Origin of the sequence: Phenylobacterium sp. (genome assembly GCF_965284355.1) — a bacterium.
In the GTDB taxonomy this organism is placed as follows: domain Bacteria; phylum Pseudomonadota; class Alphaproteobacteria; order Caulobacterales; family Caulobacteraceae; genus Phenylobacterium.
Genome location: NZ_OZ260078.1, coordinates 3,568,961 through 3,587,716, shown reverse-complemented (window position 1 = coordinate 3,587,716; position 18,756 = coordinate 3,568,961). Strand labels below are relative to the sequence as shown.

Here is an 18,756-nt window from a genome sequence, read left to right as displayed (position 1 = left end):
ACCTAGCGCGTCCCGTGGCGCGTGGAAAACGTTAACCGTGTCCGTCCACCGGCGCTCAACCCCTCTTGGATAAGCCTGCGCGTCAGGCGGCCGCCAAAGGCCGTGGTGAGAAGACGCATGAAGAGCACGCGCAGAAGCGCGAGGCCGGCGTCTCGGTGGATGGGGTGTCTGGTTGCGGCCATGGCCGCGCTGCCAGGGGTTGCGGGCGCGCAGCCGGCGGACCTGTTCTTCGAGCGTATGGTGATGAGCGCGGTCGACGACCGCTGCAACCTGTTCACGCCCGGCGTGTCGGCGGCCCTCGCCGCGGGCGCCGCCCAGGCGCGGGGCGCGGCGCTGCGCGCCGGCTCGGACTCCAAGACCCTGAAGGCCATGGAGCAGGAGGCGCGCGGCCGCGCCATGTACATCGACTGCCGAAGCCCGCAGGTCTCCAGCGCGGCCGCCCGCGTACAGAGCGCCTTCGCCGGCTACCAGCGCGTCCAGCGCATGGTCTATCGCGGCGACCTCACCGAATGGCGCGCCGACCGCGGCGTGGGCCGCACGGCCCGCTGGCGGCTGTCGCAGAGCGCCGACTTCGGTTCGAACCGCATGATCTTCGGCCTGGCAGGTCGTGAAGGCGCGAGCGCGCTGGTGGCGGTGGCCAGCTTCTCAGACAAGCAGACGCCCTACTCGGCCCGGCTGGTCATGCGCGACAGCTCGCGGACGATGGGCCCCTACATCGACGCCCGCACCCGCCAGCCGCTCAGCCGCAAGATCCCGCCCGCCTCGGCCACCCGGTCTTACATGGCCGAAGCCCGCAGCGGCGCCGAGGACGAACTGCTGCCCAAGGGCTACGCCGCCGGCTGGGCGTTCCGCTTCCCGGCCAGCGCCGCCCAGGCGCTCTCCGAACTCGATCCCCGCGAGGCCGTGGCGGTGGAGTTCATGTTCCCGGGCGAGCGCGCCCGCGTCGCCTATGTCGAAGTGGGCGACTTCGCCGCCGGTCGTGCGTTCCTGCAGGTGGCGTCGCAGTAGGGCCCGGTCCCCACGCCGCGCCGCGCCGAGGAGCCCCAGCGTCAACCGTTCCGCCGTCGCGGCTCCGGGATGGCGTCTTCGGTCAGCACCGGCAGGCGCACGGTGACTGTGGTGCCCTCGCCCACCGAGCTCTCCACCGTCATCTCGCCGCCGTGCAGGCGGGCGAACGCGCGGACCAGGGACAGGCCCAGGCCTGAGCCCGCGGCGCGCTGATCGGCGTCGCCGGCCTGTTCGAAGGGGCGACCCAGGCGGTCAAGGTCGTCCTGGGCGATGCCGACGCCGGTGTCGGCGACGATCAGTTCCAGCGTGTCGCCGTGGCCCTGGACGGTCACCGTCACCGAGCCGTTGCGGGGCGTGAACTTCAGAGCATTGGAGATCAGGTTCAGCGCGATCTGCTTGACCGCGCGGCGGTCGGCGTCGGCCTGCAGGGGCGCGATCGGCAGGACGCCGCGCAGGTGGACGCCCGCCCGGTCAGCCTGGCCGCGCATCAGCCGCAGGACCGCGGCGATGGCGTCGCGGGCGTCAAAGGTCTCGATGCTGAGCTCGAACCGCTCGGCCTCGATCTTCGACATGTCGAGCACGTCGTTGATCAGCTCCAGCAGGTGCGTGCCGCTCTCGTGGATCAGCTCGGCGTACTCGGCGTAGCGGTCGCCCAGGGGCCCGAACAGCCGCTGCCGCATGATGTCGGAGAAGCCCATGATGGCGTTGAGCGGCGTGCGCAGCTCGTGGCTCATGTTGGCCAGGAAGCGCGACTTGCCGGCGTTCTGCTGCTCGGCAGTGACACGCTCGGCCTCGAGGCGCTTTTCGCGGGCGAACTGTTCGCGGGCGTCGCGGATAGCGGCGACGATATTGCCCGAGGCGTTGGCCTTCAGCGTGAGCTCCAGCCATCCGTCGCCGCCGTCGGTCGGGGCGCAGTAGAGGCTGGCCTGGCCCTCGCGCACCGTGGTGTGCAGGGCGGCGGCCAGGCCGGGCAGCTCGTGCTCGGCCACCAGGTGGCCCAGGCTGCGGCCCTCCAGCTGATGGGGGCCATAGTCGGCGATGACGGCGCCGGCCGCGCCGAGCACGCGGCCGCTGCGGTCCACGGTGGCCAGCAGCAGCGGCTGATGGCGCAGCAGTTCGAGGACCTGGTCGGCCTTCTCGCGGCGGCGCACATCGCGCTGGTTGGCGCCCTGAAAGCCCACGAGGCCGGCGGCGAAGCCCAGGGTGACGGTGCTGAGCGCCATCAGGCTGAGCCACGGCGCGGCGGCGGCCTCGACGCCCGGCAGCGGCAGCAGCGCGGTGTCCAGGGCCGAGACGGCGGCGGCGGCCAGCGCAGCGGCGCCGCCCAGGGCCAGCAGGTCGCGGTTGCGGAAGGCGGTGGCGGCCGCGGCCGGCGCCAGGCACCAGGCGGCCAGCGGCCCGGCGATCCCGCCGGTCAGGTGACAGGCCCCGGCGCCCGCGAGGCCCCAGGCCAACACGGCGGCGGCGCGACCGGGGGCGCCGAACAGCGACAGGATCGCGCCCAGGCCCGCCGCGGCGCCGCCTGCGCCCAATGCCAACAAGGTGGGCGCCAGCAAGGTCGGCCCCGTATCCAGCATGCCGTTCGCGGCCAGACCGCCGGCCGTCAGCGCAATCGCCAGCGCCCAGCCGGCGTGCCACAGCAGGCCGCCCGCGGCGTCGCCGTCTTGGCGCTTTGTCGACGATGTCGAACCGGCCCGGGCCATGCGGATTCTCAGGCGTCTCCCAGGGGCGAACGTTCGGAGTCTAGCTTCACTGGAGGATTCGCGCGAGCGCGCGCCCTGCGACACCCCGTCACGAAACGCTTTCGTAAGCGGGATAAGCGACCTTGTCCCCAACAACAGACCGGGCGTATCGCCGTTCCATGGCTCAAGAAGCCGACCATCCTAGCGGCGCAGACGGGCCCCACGGCGCAGACGGGCGCGCCCGCGCCCGCATCGACGCCGCGCTCGACGAGCGGCGCCGCTCGTTTCTGCGCATGGTCAGCCATGAGCTGCGCACCCCCCTCAACTCGATCCTCGGGTTCTCCGAGATTCTCACGTCGGAACTGTACGGTCCCCTCGGGACGCCCCAGTACAAGGAATATGCCGAGATCATCCACGGGAGCGGCCAGAAGCTCCTGAAGCTGGTGAACCAGGTGCTGGAGATCGCGCGCCTGGAAGGCAACACGATCGACTTCGACGTCGGCCCCGAGTCGCTGGACGCGGCGCTGGACGACGTACTGATGGCCCTCAATACGGAGTTGGAGACGCGCAGCGTTCGCGTGAACGTCACGGACCGCGGCCAACTGCCGGCCGTGACCGCCGACGGCCGCGGCCTGCGCTCGGTGCTGACCCAGCTGATCCACAACGCCATCGTCTTCTCGCCGGAGGGCGGCGAGGTCACGGTCACGGCCGAACCGCACGGCGGCGACGTCGACATCGTGATCCGCGACCACGGCGACGGCATCGATCCCGACGACCTGGGGCGGCTGATGGCGCCCTTCGAGCAGGGCGAGAACGCGCTGACCCGCAAGGGCGAGGGCGCCGGCCTGGGCCTGCCCATCGCCGACCTGACCTGCACGGCTATGGGCGGGCGCCTGCGCCTGACCTCTGCGCCCGGCCAGGGCATGACGGCCACCGCCAGGCTGGCCGCGGCCCGCTAACGGTTGCGCCGGGGCGCAGCGCCCCTTAACTGCGCCTCGCTATGGCCATTTCCGACGCGCTTTCAGAGCTCAAGGACGAGTTCGAACTCCTGGGCGACTGGGAGGAGCGCTATCGCTATGTGATCGAGATGGGCAAGGAGCTGGCGCCACTCTCCGACGCCGAGCGCACCGACCCTTACAAGGTGCGCGGCTGCGCCAGCCAGGTGTGGCTGGTGACTGAGCCCCGCGACGACGGGACCCTGGGATTCCGGGGCGACAGCGACGCCCACATCGTCCGCGGCCTGATCGCCATCCTGTTGCGACTCTATTCGGGCCGTGCGCCGGACGAGATCATGGCCTTCGACGCCCATGCCGCGTTTGCGGAGCTGGGGCTGGCGGGCGCGCTCTCGGCCCAGCGCTCGAACGGCCTGGCCTCGATGGTGGCCCGCATCCGCCGCGACGCCGAACTGGCCCGCGCAGCCTGACGTCGGCTTGAGGGCATCCACAAATCGCCGGTCTTGCGTATGGTCTCCGCAGACCGGGGGTTTCTCATGATCGACAGGCGCGGCGTCGTAGCGTCTCTTGCGGGACTATTCGCAGCCGGGCCGGCGCTCGCCGCGCCCAAGCCCAAGGCGCTGCGCAGGCCCTGGGGGGCGCCCGACCTCGAGGGCGTCTGGAGCAGCGCCAGCTACACCGAGCTCGAGCGGCCAGAGCAGCTCAAGAGCCTGATCGTGTCGCCCGAGGACGCGAAGGTCTGGGAGGCCACCCTGGCCAAGACCGGCGGGGTGAACGTGCCCAATGATCCGCTGGGACAGGCCCAGTCCGAGTTCCCGGAGACGGGGTCGGGGCTGATGCGGATCAACGGTGAGATCCGCGGCTCGATGATCGTCGATCCCGCCGATGGCCAATTGCCCTACAGCGACGAGGCCCTGAAACGGCTGGGGATGGGCAAGCACCGTCGCCGTCGCGGCTATGACAACGTCGAGGAGCGGCCGCAGAATGAGCGGTGCCTGACGGCGGGCACGGGCGGCGTGCCGCTGATCGCCGAGGCCGACGCCAACGTCGTCGAGATCGTGCAGACCCGGGACGCCATCGTGATCGTGGGCGAGAAGTACCACGACGCCCGCGTGGTGCGGCTGAACGGGTCGGCTACGCCCGACCTGCCGGCGAGCTGGAATGGCGAGTCCTTCGGTCGCTGGGAGGGCGACACCCTGGTCGTCGAGACCACCCGCTTCCGCCCCGGCGACCAGCTGCGGGCCGAGGGCTTCTACATCTCGGGCGAGGCCAAGGTGACCGAGCGCTTCCGGCGCACGAGCCCCGGAGAGATCTCGTACACGTTCACGGTCGACGATCCGGCCACCTACAGCCGGCCCTGGCGCGCCGAGGTGGTCTTCGGGCCGGCGCCGGGCCGCATGTTCGAGTACGCCTGCCATGAGGGGAACTATTCGCTGACCAGCATCCTGGCCGCGGCGCGTCAGGGCAACCAGCCGACGCCGCCCGCGACGCCTGCGGCGCCCGCCAAGCCTTAGGGCGGCGTCTCGACCGCCGACACGTGGTTGAGCGCGATGACCCAGCGGCCGCCCACCTTGCGCATCAGCCGCGTGTTGACCCCGTACTGGGGCGCCTGGGGCCGGATCAGCTCGTAGCGGCTGATGAGTTGGGCGGCGTCAGGCGCCAGCATCTCGACCCGGATATCGTAGAAGCGCAGCTGGCCGCGCTTGTCGGACGCGCCGCCGTAGTCGCGGACGTAGTGGTCGAGCGTGCCCTGCCAGCCATCCTGGAAGCGGCCCTTGGAGACGAAGACCACGCCCGGGTTCAGGAAGCCGTCCATGTAGCCCCGGAAGTCGCCACGGTTCCACGCGGCCTGCATGTCGGCGATGACCTTCCGGATGGCGGCCTCTTCGGCGGGATCGGGGGTCGCGGCGAAGGCCGGGCCGGCGAGGATGGGGCTGGCGAGGAACGGGAGCGCCGCGGCGAGGAGCGTCCGGCGGCGCATGGCGCGCCTAAGCCACCATGGCGGGTGCGGGGCGGATGCCGCTCTGGACGGGGCCCAGGCCGACGACGGCGTCATAGCCCAGGATCATGTCCACCTCGTCGCCGCGGGTGACCAGCGGCAGGCGGATCCAGATCAGCGACAGGTGCGAGGCGCCCTTCCAGGCCAGGTTGTGCACGCCGGCGCCCGGCTTGCGGCTCTTCACCACGCGGCCCAGCTCGTCCCGCCAGTAGTCGGCCGCGGCGGTGTTGTAGACCTCGCCCAGGCGGCAGCCGGTGATCTCGCGGCCATAGACGTTGTAGAGCCCGGTTCCGGCCAGCCGCACGCGGTAGTCGGCGTCGGGCAGCACCTCGATCAGGCTGACGGTCGGCAGCAGGCGCTTGATGTCGCCCGGGTCCAGCCGGCGACGCGGCGGCACGGTGGCGTCGGCGCGAAGGCTGCTCCAGTAGGCGAACAGCTCCTCGTGCGCCCGGATCGCGACATTCGGAGGCGCGATCTGCGCGGCCATCTTCAGATACCCACGTAACGGCTTGGATTCATGACGAATCATATGTGCCGTGAACCGCGAATCGGCTGCAAGGCGAAAATGGTTAACGCGGGACTTAATCCACCGAATGCCCGCGCCCAACGCCCCCGCGACGCAGCGGGGTAGAAAGCAAAACGCCCGCCGGAGGTCCGGCGGGCGTTCTGTGATCGGGTCGGTCTGGGACCTAGCGCTTCTTCTTCGGCGCCTGGCGGCCGCCCTGGCCCAGGCCCATCTGCTTGGCGAGGTCGGAGCGCGCCTTGGCGTAGTTCGGCGCGACCATGGGGTAGTCCTTCGGAAGACCCCACTTCGCGCGGTATTCCTCGGGGCTCATGTTGTACTTGGTGCGCAGGTGCCGCTTCAGCGACTTGAACTTGCGGCCGTCTTCCAGGCAGACGAGGTGGTCCGGCGTGATCGAGCGGCGGATCGGAACGGCCGGCTCCTTCGGAGCGGCTTCAACGGTCTCGACGCCGGTCGAGACGCCGGCGAGCGCGCGGTGAACGCTTTGGATCAGGTTCGGCAGGTCGGCGGCGGCGACAGTGTTGTTACCCACGTACGCGGAAACAATGTCCGCCGTCATCTCGATGACTTCCGTCTTTTCGTCCATTTCTTTTGGTTCCGAAGGTTCGGCGCCGGATATGGCGACCAGTGATTCACAAGATCAGTGCGCCGTCATTATCGGGATCGCTTCACCCGCACAACGGGGAAATAGAGCAACGAGGTAACCGCTATTCGCAAGTGAGAAGTCGAATGTCGGCTAAACAACCGTTCGTCGCGCCGCGCGAGTAAGACGGCGGCTGTACATGCTCTTCGTGTTCGCAGCGCAACAAGCGGGAAGCGCCGCAAACGAAAACGGCGCCCGCGAGGGGCGCCGTGCTAGTGTAAATGGAGCAGCGCTTAGCTGAAGGCGGGCGGCGTCCAGTGATCCCAGATGTCGGGCAGGTCCTTCGAGACCTTGTCGGGATAGTTCGGCGGGCGCTTCTCCAGGAACGAGGTCACGCCCTCGCGCGCGTCGCCGGCCTTGCCGCGCGACTGGATCCCGCGGCTGTCGGCCTGGTGGGCTTCCATCGGGTGGCGGGCTCCGGCCATGCGCCAGATCAGCTGGCGGGTGATGGCCACCGACACCGGCGCGGTGTTGTCGGCGATCTCGCGGGCGATGGCCTTGGCGGCCGGCAGCAGGTCGTCGGGCGCATGGACCGAGCGGACCAGGCCGCGCTCGTGCGCCTCCGAGGCCGGGAAGATGCGGCCGGTGTAGCACCACTCCAGCGCTGTCTGGACGCCCACCAGATGCGGCAGGAACCAGGATGACGCCGCCTCGGGGTTCAGGCCGCGACGGGCGAAGACGAAGCCGTAGCGGGCGGTGTCGGACGCCAGCCGGATGTCCATGGCCAGCTGCATGGTCACGCCCACGCCCACGGCCGCGCCGTTGCAGGCCGAGATCACCGGCTTGAGGCTCTCGAAGATGCGCAGGGTCAGGAGACCGCCGCCGTCGCGCTGGACGCCGTCGCGCATCCGGGCCTCGCGGTGGACAGCCTCGCGGGCGTCGTAGTTGAAGGTCTCGGCCCCGGCCGACAGGTCGGCCCCGGCGCAGAAGGCGCGGCCCGCGCCGGTCACGATCACCACGCGGACGTTGTCGTCGGCGTCAGTCTCATCGAACGCGGCGATCATCTCCTTCATCATCGTCGTGTTGAAGGCGTTCAGCTTCTCGGGCCGGTTCAGCGTGATCGTCGCGATCCTGTCCTCCACCGAATACAGCAGCGTCTCGAACGTCGGCATTGTCGTCTTTCCTCGTGATGGCGTTGGCCCCAGTTCGGCGAGGTTGACGGATGGGAGGTCAAGGGGGTCCAGCCTCCACGAGAACTCCACAGGATCCCGATCACGGGGATGCGGTTGCCGTGCCAGATCAAGATAGGGAATTGAGGAGGAGGCGCGGGCGATGACGCACCACGAGCCTATCGATCGACGCGGCCGCGGGCGGTGGCGGATCGCGATGTGGGGCGCGGCGGCCGTCCTGCTGCTGCTTCCGCTCGTCGCGATGCAGTTCACACCCGAGATCGTTTGGGATCAGGCCGACTTCGCCATCTTCGGCGTGATGCTCGCCGTCGCCTGCGGCGCATTCGAATTGGCCGTCAGGCTGACCCATCGGCCCGCCTACCGCGTGCTGGCGGGCCTCGCGCTCGCGGGCGGCTTCGTACTCCTCTGGGCCCAGCTCGCCGTCGGCGTCTTCTGAGGGTCGATCCTAAGCGGCGCTCGGTTGGCTCGACGGCGCACTTGGGTTTACCGTGTGCTCCGGGGGGGGAGTGCGAACATGACAGCTATCACGGACAGGCTGCCGGCGTCGTCCGGCCGGGACCAAGGCTTCTTCCTGGGCGGCGCGATCGCCATGACCCTGGTGATCGTCGCGGGCTTCTCGCTCCAGCTGGCCATGGGCCGCTCCAGCTTCACCGCGCCATGGTACGTCCACGCCCACGCCGTCGTCTTCATGGGCTGGGTCGGCATCTACCTCACGCAGAACGTCCTGGCCGCGACCGATCGGATCGCGCTGCACCGACGCCTGGGCTGGATCGCTTCCGGGTGGGTGGTGCTGATGATCGTTCTGGGCTTCGTGGTCACGGTGGCCATGGTGCGCCGGGGCGGCGTGCCGTTCTTCTTCCGGCCGGTGCAGTTCCTGGTCTTCGATCCCGTGTCGCTCTTCACCTTCGCTGGCCTGGCTTGGGCGGCGGTGCGCCTGCGCAAACAGACCGACTGGCATCGGCGGCTGCACTTCTGTGGCATGTCGCTGTTGCTGGGGCCGGGGTTCGGGCGGTTGCTGCCGATGCCGCTGCTCACGCCCTGGGCATGGGAAGCCACCACGGTCGCCGTGCTGCTGTTCCCACTGGCCGGAATGATCGCCGACCTGCGGCGCGACGGGCGGATCCACCCGGCCTGGTTCTGGGGTATCGGCGTGCTGATCGGCTCGACGCTGTTGACCGAGGTCATCACCTACAGCCCGGTCGGAACGGCTCTGTACGCAGCGGTGACGGCCGGTTCGCCGGGCGCCGGGATCGACCCGCTGGCCTTCCCGCCGCCGCCCGGCCCGCCGCCTGCGCCCTAAGCTACTTCTCCTGGGCCATTTCGGCGGCCTCGGGGGTTTCGCCCTGAGCGGCGACCTCGACTTTGCGGGGGCAGATCTTCTTCTTCACGGTGCTGCCCACTACCGTTTCCTTGCGGCAGGCCAGCCGTGCGACCTTCGCGGGCGGCGCGCTGGGCGGCGTGGCGGTGGCGGCGGGCGCGGCGCTCTGGAAGAGGGCGGCAAGCAACAGGGCGACCATGGAGACTCCTGAAGGATAGATTTCAGAACCCTGACCTCTGGCCCGCTGCCCCGCGAGCACCGCCGCTCACAAAGTGACCGGTGCGTTGCGCCTGACGAAAGTCAGGGCAGGCCCTGGGGCATTCCGCCCGAACGGCGGGCGCCTAGCCGTCGCACTGGATGGAAATCAGCGCGCGCAACTCAGTCGCTGGACCTGACAAGTTGCTCCGCGAAGTCGAGATTGTGGACGTGGAGCTGCCCCTCGGGAGTGTGAAGCAGGCCTAGGATGCTGGCGTGTCCGAACTCATCCGCGCCTTCCGCGTCCTCGATACACAAACTCACCGCCACGGCGCCCTCCGACTCTTCGGTCTCCTTGTAGTCGTAGTTCGAGGCAGCCCCCGCCCAGATGACCTCGCCGCCTTCGATCCGAACTTCGAAGGACGGATCGTCGGGAAGTGTCCATCGGCCCTGCATCTGAGGCGGGAGCGGCGCTTCTCGTGGCGAACGCGGCATGCTGGCTCCTTCTGATCTCGCGGCTCTGGTTCGACCGAACCAAGCGCGGACGCGAGGCTGAGTCAAGAACAAATAAGGAACATCTTATCGATGGAAATGGCGCCGGCCCGCTTGACGCACCCGACGTCAAGGTTCGCTACTCCCGAGCGAAAAGGGGCGGCCTGCAGACCGTCCGCGGGAGTGAACAGCATGCATCCGACGACCCACGCCAAGACCCACCCCGACCGCGCCGCCTACATCATGGCCGGGTCGGGTGAGACGGTGACGTACAAGCAGTTGGACGAGCGCTCGAACCAGGGCGCACACCTGTTCCGGTCGCTGGGCCTGAAGGTCGGCGACGTGATCGCCATCTTCATGGACAACCACCCGCGCTATTTCGAGATCGCCTGGGCGGCGCAGCGCAGCGGGCTCTACTACACCTGCATCTCGTCCAAGCTGACCGCCGGCGAAGTGGACTACATCGTGGGCGACTGCGGCGCGCAGGTTCTGATCACCTCGCCCGGCGTCGGCCCCGTCGCCGACGAACTGCCCGGCGTGCTGCCGAAGCATGTGAAGCTCTACATGACCGGCCAGGCGCGGGCGCCCTACGCCAGCTGGGAGGAGGCCGTCTCGGCCTTCCCCACCACGCCGATCGCCGACGAGACCGCGGGCTCGGACATGCTGTATTCGTCGGGCACCACCGGGCGGCCGAAGGGCATAAAGCCGCCGCTGACCGGTCTGGCGATCGACGAGACCCCGGGCATGGGCAGCATCGCCCAGATGTTGTTCGGCTTTCCCGAGACGCCGGTCTACCTGTCGCCCGCGCCGCTCTATCACGCCGCGCCTCTGCGCTGGACCATGGGCGTCCACCGTTCGGGCGGCACCGTCGTGGTGATGGAGAAGTTCGACCCCGAGACCGCGCTGGCCCTCATCGAGAAGTACAAGTGCGACTGCGGCCAGTTCGTGCCGACCCATTTCGTGCGCATGCTGAAGCTGCCGGAGGAGGTGCGGGCCAAGTACGACGTCTCGTCGATGAAGTCGGCGGTGCACGCCGCGGCCCCCTGCCCCATCCCCGTGAAGGAGCAGATGATCGCCTGGTGGGGCAACGCCATCTACGAGTACTACGCCGGCACCGAGGGCAACGGCTTCTGCTACATCACCGCCCAGGATTGGCTGACCCACAAGGGCTCGGTCGGCCGCGCCGTGATCGGGGAACTCCGGATCTGCAGCGAGGATGGCGAGGCCCTGCCGCCGCGCGCCGAGGGCGTTGTCCACTTCGCCAACGGCCCCCCGCTCAGCTACCATAATGCGCCTGAGAAGGTGGCCGAAGGCACCAACAAGCACGGCTGGACCACCCTGGGCGACGTGGGCTGGGTGGATGAGGAAGGCTTCCTCTACCTGACCGACCGCAAGAGCTTCATGATCATCTCGGGCGGCGTGAATATCTATCCGCAGGAGATCGAGAACCTGCTGATCGGCCACCCCAAGGTCGCCGACGTCGCCGTGGTGGGCGCGCCGCACGAGGAGATGGGCGAGCAGGTTGTGGCGGTGATCCAGCCGGCCAACTGGGCCGAGGCGGGCGACGCGCTGCGCGACGAGCTTATGGCCTTCGCCCGCGCTGGCCTCAGCCACGTGAAGGCGCCGCGCAAGCTGGACTTCATGGAAGAGCTGCCGCGGCACGCGACCGGCAAGCTCTACAAGCGCCTGATCCGGGACGCCTACTGGGGCAAGGAAGGCTCGCGGATCGTCTGACGCGAGCGCGGGCGTCAGGCCGCCGAGATCTGCCGGCCGCCGATGGCCTCGGACCCGGCGGGGATGTCGGTCGACAGGACCCTGACGACCACCTCGGCCAGGGCGTCCAGCGTGATGGGCTTGGAGACCACCGCGTCCATCCCGGCCGCGTCATAGCGGACAACGTCTTCCGGCAGCACGCTGGCTGTCACCGCGATGATGGGCGTACGTGGATGGCGCTCTCGCGCCTCGCGCTTGCGGATGGCGCGCGTGGCGGCCATGCCGTCCATCTCCGGCATGTGGATGTCCATCAGGATGACGTCCCAGGCGCCGTCCTCGCAGGCCTTAACGGCCTCGAGCCCGCTGCCGGCGAGATCGCAGTCCAGACCCAGGCTTTCGAGCAGCGTGCGCAGAACGAGCCGGTTCGTGGGATTGTCGTCGACGATCAGAGCGCGTCCCACCGCCTCCAGGTGGGATGCCCTCTCCTGAGCGGTCGACTCGTCGACCGCGCCACGACGGATCGGCGTCCGGACGGTGATCTGCGTGCCGGCGCCGGGCTTGGAGTCCAGCGAGAGCGAGCCTCCCATGAGCCCGACCAGCCGGCGGCAGATGGCCAGTCCCAGCCCCGCGCCCCCGGCCTCGCGGGTGAGGCTGTCGTCAACCTGCGTGAACGGCTCGAAGATGCGCCGCTGGGCGGCGGCCGGAATACCGACGCCCGTGTCGGCGACGCGCAGGATCAGTTCGTCCTCTCCGGCTTCAAACGATACGCTGACAGTGCCGGCGGGGGTGAACTTGATCGCGTTGGAGATGAGGCCGGCCGCCACCTGGCGCAGTCGCCGTTCATCGGCCACGCAGGGGCCCGAGGCGAGGTCGCGGACGTCGATCGCCAGCTCCAGGCTCTTTGCGGCCGCGGCCGCCGAGTAGAGGCGCTCGAGGCCCTGCGCGAAGGTCGGGAGATCGAACGCCTGGGGGCGCAGCTCCAGATCGTTCGCCTCGACGCTGGCGATGTCGAGGATGTCGTCCAGGATCCCACGCAACGTCTCGGCCTCGTGGTGCAAGACCCGCAGGCGGCCGGACTGACGCTCGGACAGCGTCTCCTGACGCATGGCCTGGGCCATGCCCAGCACGCCGTTGAGGGGCGTGCGGATCTCATGGCTGATGGTGGCGAGGAATGCCGATTTGGCGCGCGCCGCCGAGCGGGCCTCGATCAGCAGGCCTTCCGACAGAATCCGCGCCCGGATCTCGCGCATGACCACGCCCCGCAGGATGGTCGTCATGCCGACCGCGGCGAAGGCGCCGCCCACGCCGATGTAGACGTACATGTCGTAGAACTCGCCGCCCATCCGCTGCCCCAGCAACGCCATCGCCCCGATCGCCGCGGCGATGGCGATGTAGCCCATGCGCAGGGTTGGCGCGGTCGTGCCGAAGACCATCGCCATGAACGCGAAGTAGACGAGCGGCTCCGGGCGGAAGTCCAGGAGCTCGTGCACGACCACATTCGAGATGAAGAGGCCGTACGCGCCGCCGGCGATCACCTCGAGCCTGCGCAGGGTCTGGGTCGGTGCGCGCTTCAGGTAGATCCACGCCGCGAGCGGCCCCAGGCAGCCGGCCGACGCCAACAGGAACAGGATGACGCGGGTCGAGCCGACCTCATCGAAGATGTGGGCCGTGGCAATAATCGCGTAGTAGCAGGCGGTCGCGCCCAGGAACCATCGCAGGACGGGCGAGTAGGCTGCGGCGACGTGCTCGGGCCTCACCGTCGTCGGGAGATCGCGGACGTCAGGCTCTGTGCGTTTTCTGGGCATTGACTGGCTCAGTATCCCGTCCCGACACGGTCACGCGCGACGACTCAACCTGGGCGTCGCAATTAGGGAAAATTAAACCACTTACATTAGAGAAATCAGCGCCTTTCGATCTCAGCCGATAGGTTGCCACGAACTCTATTTCGCGACCATTACCCCACTACTCACAATGGGAAGCATTCGACATCCAACTGTTACTTGCGACAATCTGTCGCTAGCCCTGAGGGCGCCCCGAGATGATCGCTTGGTGGGGCCGGTGACCTACGAGGACTGCGGACCCGAAAGCGTGGAGGGGCGCTGCCGACCTCAGAGCTGCATACGCATCCGTGGGAGCCACCGCCCGGGAATCGAACCCGATGGCGAGCGGGCGAAGGTCTGGAACCCCAGCTTCGCGTAGATCGACTCAGCGTTGGGGTCGGCGTCGACCTCAAGCGATGCGGCGCCGGCGTCGCAGGCGGCGGCCTGCAATGTCGCCATCAAGGCCCTGCCCACGCCGCGGCCCTGAAACGCCGGCTCCACGAAGAAGTCCTCGACCTCGGCGCCCCGCTCCAGGTTGAGTGCGATCATCCCGGCGATCGCCTCGCCCGCCTCAGCCACCCACACCTGCCAGCCAGCCATCTTCGCGGGCGTCAGGGTGAGCTCCTCGCGGCAGGCCTCCATGAACGCCGCGTCGTAGCCCCACGACGCCTTGGCCCGCAGCGCGAGCTGGGTCAGCGCCTTGGCCTCGTCCGCACGGGCGCGCCGGATCGTGATGTCGTCGACCATCTGACCTCGCGTCCGCCTTGCCCCGATCCAAACAGATGTTAGACGACATGCTCCAGTTTCAAGCGCGAGGAGCGAGACGAATGAACCCGGTCGAGATCAAAGACCTGCCCGGCATGGTGGGCCAGGAAGTGGGCGTGTCGGACTGGGTCGAGATCACCCAGGAGCGTGTGAACCAGTTCGCCGAGGCGACCGGCGACCACCAGTGGATCCATGTGGACGTCGAGCGCGCGACCCGGGAAATCGGCGGCCCGATCGCCCACGGCTACCTGACGCTCTCGCTCATCCCGTTCCTGGGCGCCGGCATGCTGCCGGTGAAGGGCGTCACCCGCGGCATCAACTACGGCTCGGACAAGGTGCGTTTCGTCAACATGGTGCGCGTCGGCAAGCGCGTGCGCATGCGCCAGAAGCTGATCGGCGCCGAGCCCAAGGCCGGCGGCATGCAGATCAAGAACGAGTGCACCATCGAGATCGAAGGCGAGTCGAAGCCCGCCTGCATCGCCGAGACGATTTCTGTCGTCTACGGCGGCTAAGGTTGCGCGGCGCGGCTAGTCCCGCGCCGCTTCTTCCGCTGCGGCGGTGCGGGCGCCCTGGACGGCCGGGGGCGTCGGCGGTTCGGCTTCCGCCACGCTGGAGGGCGCCAGCGGCGAGCCCACCAGATCGATCGTTTCGCGGATGTACCGGGCGTGCGTGACGATGCCGATTTCCAGGCGTTCGGAGTTCAGCTCGACCTGCTGGGTCAGGAGGCCCGCGATGAAGCCCTGTTCCGGGGCCTTGTCGCTCACCGGCGTCAGCGTGGTAGGGTTCTGCTGGCGGCTGATGAATACCGGCCCGCCGGAATTGCCCGGGAAGACCGAGAAATCGAGCAGGAACGTCGGGAAAGCCGCCGCCGGGCCCAGCGGATAGCTGGCCACGCGGCCGGACCGCAGGATCGGAAAGCCCGCCGAGTTCGCCGAAAGGCCGCGCGGGAAGCCCAGCGCCATCATCTCGTTGCCGGCGTTCACCTGATAGGCGTCGAAGGTGTCATCCTTGGCCAGATAGCCCACCGGGATCGCCGCCTTGGCGAATTCGGGCGGGGCCTTGATGACCATGGCCGCCACGTCGCGGGTCGGGTGGTGGGTCCAGAGGGCCGCGCCGTCCTTGTCGCGGATCTTGATCGGCTTGGGCGCGTACGACCACGAGCCGTCGGCGTTGGCCACGCGATAGCCGATGCGAGCCTCGCCCAGCGCCATCTTGTCGAAGACGTGGTTGGCGGTGATCAGGACCGTGCGCGGCTTGCCGTCGGGCCCGGGCGAGGAGATGAGGAAGCCGGTCCCGACCGTGCGTGTGCCGTCGCCCAGAGGTTGCTCCAGCTGGACAGTCGCGTGGATCAGCTCAACCGCAAGGTCCATGACCATGCCGGGCCCCTAAACTCGAAAAACCCTTCGCGTCTTTGATGCGCGATCTCGATGCATAAAGAGTGAATCACCGAACTGCGTCCGCCTACAAGTCGCCATAATCCCCTGCGCCCGAACGCCGCGCGCGAAAGCGCACACCCCTCGGAAAACACACAGGAAAGCTTCACGTCCAGGCGTTCGCGGGCCCGACGCCCACGGACGCCACAGTCATGGAGCGAGCCAAGATGGGCAACCGCTGGCAGGATCACGCCTTCGTGGACGTCGCGGGGACGTGGGGGATGACAGCGGCGGGCGGGCGACGCATCTAGCGGGCATGACCCTGCCCAAGCCTCCCGTCGCCCAGAAGATCCCCCACCGCATCGAGCAGCTGGGCCGCGTCCGCACCGACGACTACGCCTGGATGAAGGACGAGAACTGGCAGCAGGTGCTGCGTGACCCGAAGGCGCTGCGCGCCGACGTGCGCGAACATCTCGACGCCGAGAACGCCTACACCAAGGCCGTACTGGCCGAGACAGAGGCCCTGCAGGCCCAGCTGTTCGCCGAGATGAAGGGGCGCATCAAGGAGGACGACTCCTCCGTCCCCGCCCCCGACGGCCCGTTCGACTACTACGTCCGCTACGACCTGGGCGCCGAGCACCCGGTGCATGGCCGGCGACCGCGCGGCGCCGAGACCGGCGAGGAGGTGCTGCTGGACGAGCAGGCGCTGAGCCAGGGCAAGGCCTACTTCAGCGTCGGCGGCGCCCACCACAGCCCCGACCACAAGCTCTACGCCTGGGCCGTCGATGAACAGGGCTCGGAGTACTACCAGGTACGCGTGAAGGACCTGGCGACCGGCCAAGAGGTGGGCCCGCCCATCGAGAGCGCCTACGGCGACTTCTGCTTCTCGCCCGACAGCCAGTGGCTGTTCTGGATCTGGCGCGACGAGAACGCCCGCCCGGCCAAGGTCTTCCGCAGGGCGGCGCGCCCGGGCCTCGATGGGGGCGGCGAGGACGTGCTGGTCTACGAAGAGGCCGACGACGGCATGTTCCTGGGCGTCGGCGTCACCGCCGACGACAGCCATATCCTGATCCATGTGGGCAACCAGGAGACCACCGAGCTCTGGCTGATCCCGGCCGCCGATCCGACCGGTCAGCCGGTCGTGGCCGAGCCGCGGCAGGTGGGCGTGAAGTACGCCATCGAGCATTGGACCGACCGCTGGGTGATCCGCACCAACGCGGACGGTGCAGTGGACTTCAAGCTGTGTGTTTCGGAAGCGGCGGTTCCGTCCCGGTACACCTGGCGGGACTGGATCCCGCATCGCCCCGGCCACTACGTCGCGGGCTTCGCCGCGTTTGCGAACCATCTGGTCCGCGCCGAGCGGGTAAATGCGCTGGACACCCTGGTGGTCATGGCCCGGGACGGCGCTGAGCACATCGTGGCGTTCGACGAGGAGGCCTACGCCCTGGACCTCGAAGGCGGCTACGAGTACGACACGACGACCACGCGGTTCGTCTACCAGTCGCCGACCACGCCCCGGCAGACCTTCGACTACGACATGGCCACCCGCGAGCGGACCCTGCGCAAGACCCAGGAGGTGCCGTCCGGCCATGACCCGTTGCGCTATGTGGCGCGGCGCCTGTTCGCCAAGGCGTCGGACGGTCAGGAGGTCCCCGTCACCCTGCTGATGCTGAAGGACACGCCGCAGGACGGCTCTGCGCCCGTCCTGCTGTACGGCTACGGCTCCTACGGCCACGCGATGGAGCCCAGCTTCTCGATCCGCAACCTGAGCCTCGTGGACCGCGGATGGATCTGGGCCACGGCGCACATCCGCGGCGGGTCGGACAAGGGCTGGGGCTGGTTCCTGGACGGACGCAAGGAGAAGAAGCCCAACACCTTCACCGACCTCATCGCCTGCGCCGAGCATTTGGTCGCCGAGGGCTATGCGTCGAAGGGGCGGATCGCGGCCTACGGCGGATCGGCCGGCGGGATGCTCATGGGGGCCGTGGCCAACCTGCGGCCCGACCTGTGGGGCGCGATCATCGCCGCCGTGCCGTTCGTGGACGTGCTGAACACCATGAGCGACACCTCGCTGCCCCTGACGCCGCCCGAGTGGCCCGAATGGGGCAACCCGATCGAGGACCCCGCCGCCTACGACCTGATCGCCAGCTACAGCCCCTACGACCAGGTGGCGGCGAAAGCCTACCCGCCGATCCTGGCCACCGGCGGCCTCTCGGACCCCCGGGTCACCTACTGGGAGCCGCAGAAGTGGGTCGCCAAGCTGCGCGAGCACACGACAGGCGATGCCCCCATCCTGCTCAAGATCAACATGGAGGCCGGCCACGGGGGCGCCTCGGGCCGGTTCGACTTCCTCAAGGAGATCGCCCTCGACTACGCTTTCGCCGTCTGGGCCATCGAAGGAACCTGGAAGGCGGCATGATCGTACGGGCGGCGACGGCGGACGACGCGGAGGCCTTGGCGGCGATCTATGGCCACCATGTGCTGCACGGCTTCGGCACCTTCGAGGAGGAGCCGCCCTCGCCCGCCGAGATGGAGACCCGCCGCGCAGCCGTCGCCGCGCGAGGCCTGCCCTATCTCGTCGCCGAAGACGGCGGAGAGGTACTGGGCTTCGCCTACGCCGGGCCGTTCCGGCCGCGGCAGGCCTATCGCTACACCCTGGAAGACAGCGTCTACATCGCCCCCGAGGCCATCGGCAAAGGCGTGGGCCGGGCCGTGCTGTCGGCGGTGATCGCCGCGTGCGAGGCCATCGGCGTCCGGCAGCTTGTGGCCGTGATCGGCGACAGCGGCAACGCCGCCTCGATCGGGCTGCATCGGTCGCTGGGGTTCGTGGACGCCGGCGTCGGCAAGAGCTTCGGCTTCAAGCACGGCCGCTGGGTCGACATCGTCTGGATGCAGAAGGCGCTGAACGGCGGAGATGAGACCGCGCCGGACACGCCGGGCGTCCGGCTGTCGGATCGTTGACGGAGACTTCGCCCCGACAGTTGAACGAAGGATGAGACATTCGCCTGAAAGGCGAGAATCCCTAGGGCGGCCACCCTTATGGGTTTGTACGTAATTGCTAGCGTTGGAGAAGTTCTGCACAACTTCGCCGCCGGTTCGGGGCCGGTGGGAATGTAGAATACATGCCTGGGTTGTGGACGGG

Annotated in this window: 20 protein-coding genes; 10 read left to right on the top strand and 10 right to left on the bottom strand. The window is 68.8% G+C overall.

From position 1 onward, the window contains the following. The first annotated feature begins 180 nt into the window (after nucleotides 1–180). Nucleotides 181–1,008 (top strand): hypothetical protein, encoded by an 828-nt coding sequence (locus ACQ66R_RS17715; protein WP_430424009.1) that lies wholly within the window; start codon nucleotides 181–183, stop codon nucleotides 1,006–1,008. Nucleotides 1,009–1,049: 41 nt separating this feature from the next. Here the strand turns inward: ACQ66R_RS17715 and ACQ66R_RS17710 are convergent, their stop codons facing one another. Next, nucleotides 1,050–2,711 carry a sensor histidine kinase gene (locus ACQ66R_RS17710; protein ID WP_430424008.1) on the bottom strand — a complete coding sequence of 554 codons (1,662 nt, stop codon included), beginning with the start codon at nucleotides 2,709–2,711 and terminating at the stop codon, nucleotides 1,050–1,052. Nucleotides 2,712–2,869: 158 nt separating this feature from the next. On the opposite strand from ACQ66R_RS17710, the gene ACQ66R_RS17705 reads away from it, so the two are divergent. The 3 genes from ACQ66R_RS17705 (at nucleotide 2,870) to ACQ66R_RS17695 (ending at nucleotide 5,157) form a co-directional block, all read left to right on the top strand. Then, entirely contained in the window at nucleotides 2,870–3,649 is a 780-nt protein-coding gene (locus ACQ66R_RS17705; protein ID WP_430424007.1) for a sensor histidine kinase, read from the top strand. Between the two features lie 41 nt (nucleotides 3,650–3,690). Continuing rightward, complete coding sequence (locus tag ACQ66R_RS17700; protein ID WP_430424006.1) at nucleotides 3,691–4,113, top strand: SufE family protein; 423 nt, start codon at nucleotides 3,691–3,693, stop codon at nucleotides 4,111–4,113. 66 nt (nucleotides 4,114–4,179) lie between these two features. Next, nucleotides 4,180–5,157 (top strand): hypothetical protein, encoded by a 978-nt coding sequence (locus ACQ66R_RS17695; protein ID WP_430424005.1) that lies wholly within the window; start codon nucleotides 4,180–4,182, stop codon nucleotides 5,155–5,157. Here ACQ66R_RS17695 and ACQ66R_RS17690 read toward each other — a convergent pair. The 4 genes from ACQ66R_RS17690 to ACQ66R_RS17675 all read right to left on the bottom strand — a co-directional run bounded on the left by ACQ66R_RS17690 (nucleotide 5,154) and on the right by ACQ66R_RS17675 (nucleotide 7,920). Then, nucleotides 5,154–5,624, bottom strand: a complete 471-nt coding sequence (locus ACQ66R_RS17690) for a YybH family protein (protein ID WP_430424004.1) — start codon at nucleotides 5,622–5,624, stop codon at nucleotides 5,154–5,156. The genes ACQ66R_RS17695 and ACQ66R_RS17690 overlap by 4 nt on opposite strands. A 7-nt stretch (nucleotides 5,625–5,631) precedes the next feature. Continuing rightward, nucleotides 5,632–6,129: a PAS domain-containing protein gene (locus ACQ66R_RS17685; RefSeq protein WP_430424003.1), complete on the bottom strand. Its 498-nt coding sequence runs from the start codon at nucleotides 6,127–6,129 to the stop codon at nucleotides 5,632–5,634. A 202-nt stretch (nucleotides 6,130–6,331) separates the two neighbouring features. Continuing rightward, a complete protein-coding gene (locus tag ACQ66R_RS17680; RefSeq protein ID WP_430424002.1) occupies nucleotides 6,332–6,751 on the bottom strand; it encodes a MucR family transcriptional regulator in 420 nt (139 codons plus the stop codon). Nucleotides 6,752–7,041: 290 nt separating this feature from the next. Continuing rightward, nucleotides 7,042–7,920, bottom strand: coding sequence for a crotonase/enoyl-CoA hydratase family protein (locus ACQ66R_RS17675; protein ID WP_430424001.1), 879 nt, complete (start codon nucleotides 7,918–7,920; stop codon nucleotides 7,042–7,044). 160 nt (nucleotides 7,921–8,080) lie between these two features. On the opposite strand from ACQ66R_RS17675, the gene ACQ66R_RS17670 reads away from it, so the two are divergent. Together ACQ66R_RS17670 and ACQ66R_RS17665 are read left to right on the top strand one after the other, a co-directional pair. Next, complete coding sequence (locus tag ACQ66R_RS17670; RefSeq protein ID WP_430424000.1) at nucleotides 8,081–8,374, top strand: hypothetical protein; 294 nt, start codon at nucleotides 8,081–8,083, stop codon at nucleotides 8,372–8,374. Nucleotides 8,375–8,452: 78 nt separating this feature from the next. After that, complete coding sequence (locus ACQ66R_RS17665; RefSeq protein WP_430423999.1) at nucleotides 8,453–9,238, top strand: hypothetical protein; 786 nt, start codon at nucleotides 8,453–8,455, stop codon at nucleotides 9,236–9,238. A 1-nt stretch (nucleotide 9,239) separates the two neighbouring features. On the opposite strand, the gene ACQ66R_RS17660 is transcribed toward ACQ66R_RS17665, so the two are convergent. Together ACQ66R_RS17660 and ACQ66R_RS17655 are read right to left on the bottom strand one after the other, a co-directional pair. Further along, nucleotides 9,240–9,455 carry a hypothetical protein gene (locus ACQ66R_RS17660; RefSeq protein WP_430423998.1) on the bottom strand — a complete coding sequence of 72 codons (216 nt, stop codon included), beginning with the start codon at nucleotides 9,453–9,455 and terminating at the stop codon, nucleotides 9,240–9,242. Nucleotides 9,456–9,634: 179 nt separating this feature from the next. Continuing rightward, nucleotides 9,635–9,946 carry a hypothetical protein gene (locus ACQ66R_RS17655; RefSeq protein ID WP_430423997.1) on the bottom strand — a complete coding sequence of 104 codons (312 nt, stop codon included), beginning with the start codon at nucleotides 9,944–9,946 and terminating at the stop codon, nucleotides 9,635–9,637. A gap of 189 nt (nucleotides 9,947–10,135) precedes the next feature. Here ACQ66R_RS17655 and ACQ66R_RS17650 point away from each other — a divergent pair, with 189 nt between their 5' ends. Continuing rightward, nucleotides 10,136–11,677, top strand: coding sequence for an acyl-CoA synthetase (locus ACQ66R_RS17650; RefSeq protein ID WP_430423996.1), 1,542 nt, complete (start codon nucleotides 10,136–10,138; stop codon nucleotides 11,675–11,677). Nucleotides 11,678–11,691: 14 nt separating this feature from the next. On the opposite strand, the gene ACQ66R_RS17645 is transcribed toward ACQ66R_RS17650, so the two are convergent. Continuing rightward, nucleotides 11,692–13,461, bottom strand: a complete 1,770-nt coding sequence (locus ACQ66R_RS17645; RefSeq protein ID WP_430423995.1) for an ATP-binding protein — start codon at nucleotides 13,459–13,461, stop codon at nucleotides 11,692–11,694. A 303-nt stretch (nucleotides 13,462–13,764) separates the two neighbouring features. Continuing rightward, nucleotides 13,765–14,223 (bottom strand): N-acetyltransferase family protein, encoded by a 459-nt coding sequence (locus ACQ66R_RS17640; protein ID WP_430423994.1) that lies wholly within the window; start codon nucleotides 14,221–14,223, stop codon nucleotides 13,765–13,767. Nucleotides 14,224–14,303: 80 nt separating this feature from the next. Between ACQ66R_RS17640 and ACQ66R_RS17635 the strand changes: the two genes are divergently transcribed. Continuing rightward, nucleotides 14,304–14,753, top strand: coding sequence for a MaoC family dehydratase (locus ACQ66R_RS17635; protein WP_430423993.1), 450 nt, complete (start codon nucleotides 14,304–14,306; stop codon nucleotides 14,751–14,753). Between the two features lie 15 nt (nucleotides 14,754–14,768). Here the strand turns inward: ACQ66R_RS17635 and ACQ66R_RS17630 are convergent, their stop codons facing one another. Further along, nucleotides 14,769–15,617 carry a trypsin-like serine peptidase gene (locus ACQ66R_RS17630; protein ID WP_430423992.1) on the bottom strand — a complete coding sequence of 283 codons (849 nt, stop codon included), beginning with the start codon at nucleotides 15,615–15,617 and terminating at the stop codon, nucleotides 14,769–14,771. Between the two features lie 313 nt (nucleotides 15,618–15,930). Between ACQ66R_RS17630 and ACQ66R_RS17625 the strand changes: the two genes are divergently transcribed. Both ACQ66R_RS17625 and ACQ66R_RS17620 read left to right on the top strand, forming a co-directional pair. Further along, nucleotides 15,931–18,033 carry a S9 family peptidase gene (locus ACQ66R_RS17625; protein WP_430423991.1) on the top strand — a complete coding sequence of 701 codons (2,103 nt, stop codon included), beginning with the start codon at nucleotides 15,931–15,933 and terminating at the stop codon, nucleotides 18,031–18,033. Next, entirely contained in the window at nucleotides 18,030–18,575 is a 546-nt protein-coding gene (locus ACQ66R_RS17620; RefSeq protein WP_430423990.1) for an N-acetyltransferase family protein, read from the top strand. Before ACQ66R_RS17625 ends, ACQ66R_RS17620 begins: the two co-directional genes overlap by 4 nt. The last annotated feature ends 181 nt before the right edge of the window (nucleotides 18,576–18,756 follow it).

Excerpts from the sequence above, each read along its gene's own strand:
- ACQ66R_RS17635 (WP_430423993.1), top strand. The coding sequence starts at position 14,304 with ATGAACCCGGTCGAGATCAAAGACCTGCCCGGCATGGTGGGCCAGGAA.
- ACQ66R_RS17660 (WP_430423998.1), bottom strand. The coding sequence starts at position 9,455 with ATGGTCGCCCTGTTGCTTGCCGCCCTCTTCCAGAGCGCCGCGCCCGCC.
- ACQ66R_RS17630 (WP_430423992.1), bottom strand. The coding sequence starts at position 15,617 with ATGGTCATGGACCTTGCGGTTGAGCTGATCCACGCGACTGTCCAGCTG.
- ACQ66R_RS17690 (WP_430424004.1), bottom strand. The coding sequence starts at position 5,624 with ATGCGCCGCCGGACGCTCCTCGCCGCGGCGCTCCCGTTCCTCGCCAGC.
- ACQ66R_RS17640 (WP_430423994.1), bottom strand. The coding sequence starts at position 14,223 with ATGGTCGACGACATCACGATCCGGCGCGCCCGTGCGGACGAGGCCAAG.
- ACQ66R_RS17665 (WP_430423999.1), top strand. The coding sequence starts at position 8,453 with ATGACAGCTATCACGGACAGGCTGCCGGCGTCGTCCGGCCGGGACCAA.
- ACQ66R_RS17670 (WP_430424000.1), top strand. The coding sequence starts at position 8,081 with ATGACGCACCACGAGCCTATCGATCGACGCGGCCGCGGGCGGTGGCGG.
- ACQ66R_RS17715 (WP_430424009.1), top strand. The coding sequence starts at position 181 with ATGGCCGCGCTGCCAGGGGTTGCGGGCGCGCAGCCGGCGGACCTGTTC.
- ACQ66R_RS17620 (WP_430423990.1), top strand. The coding sequence starts at position 18,030 with ATGATCGTACGGGCGGCGACGGCGGACGACGCGGAGGCCTTGGCGGCG.
- ACQ66R_RS17655 (WP_430423997.1), bottom strand. The coding sequence starts at position 9,946 with ATGCCGCGTTCGCCACGAGAAGCGCCGCTCCCGCCTCAGATGCAGGGC.
- ACQ66R_RS17705 (WP_430424007.1), top strand. The coding sequence starts at position 2,870 with ATGGCTCAAGAAGCCGACCATCCTAGCGGCGCAGACGGGCCCCACGGC.
- ACQ66R_RS17625 (WP_430423991.1), top strand. The coding sequence starts at position 15,931 with ATGACCCTGCCCAAGCCTCCCGTCGCCCAGAAGATCCCCCACCGCATC.
- ACQ66R_RS17675 (WP_430424001.1), bottom strand. The coding sequence starts at position 7,920 with ATGCCGACGTTCGAGACGCTGCTGTATTCGGTGGAGGACAGGATCGCG.
- ACQ66R_RS17685 (WP_430424003.1), bottom strand. The coding sequence starts at position 6,129 with ATGGCCGCGCAGATCGCGCCTCCGAATGTCGCGATCCGGGCGCACGAG.
- ACQ66R_RS17695 (WP_430424005.1), top strand. The coding sequence starts at position 4,180 with ATGATCGACAGGCGCGGCGTCGTAGCGTCTCTTGCGGGACTATTCGCA.
- ACQ66R_RS17700 (WP_430424006.1), top strand. The coding sequence starts at position 3,691 with ATGGCCATTTCCGACGCGCTTTCAGAGCTCAAGGACGAGTTCGAACTC.
- ACQ66R_RS17680 (WP_430424002.1), bottom strand. The coding sequence starts at position 6,751 with ATGGACGAAAAGACGGAAGTCATCGAGATGACGGCGGACATTGTTTCC.
- ACQ66R_RS17650 (WP_430423996.1), top strand. The coding sequence starts at position 10,136 with ATGCATCCGACGACCCACGCCAAGACCCACCCCGACCGCGCCGCCTAC.
- ACQ66R_RS17645 (WP_430423995.1), bottom strand. The coding sequence starts at position 13,461 with ATGCCCAGAAAACGCACAGAGCCTGACGTCCGCGATCTCCCGACGACG.
- ACQ66R_RS17710 (WP_430424008.1), bottom strand. The coding sequence starts at position 2,711 with ATGGCCCGGGCCGGTTCGACATCGTCGACAAAGCGCCAAGACGGCGAC.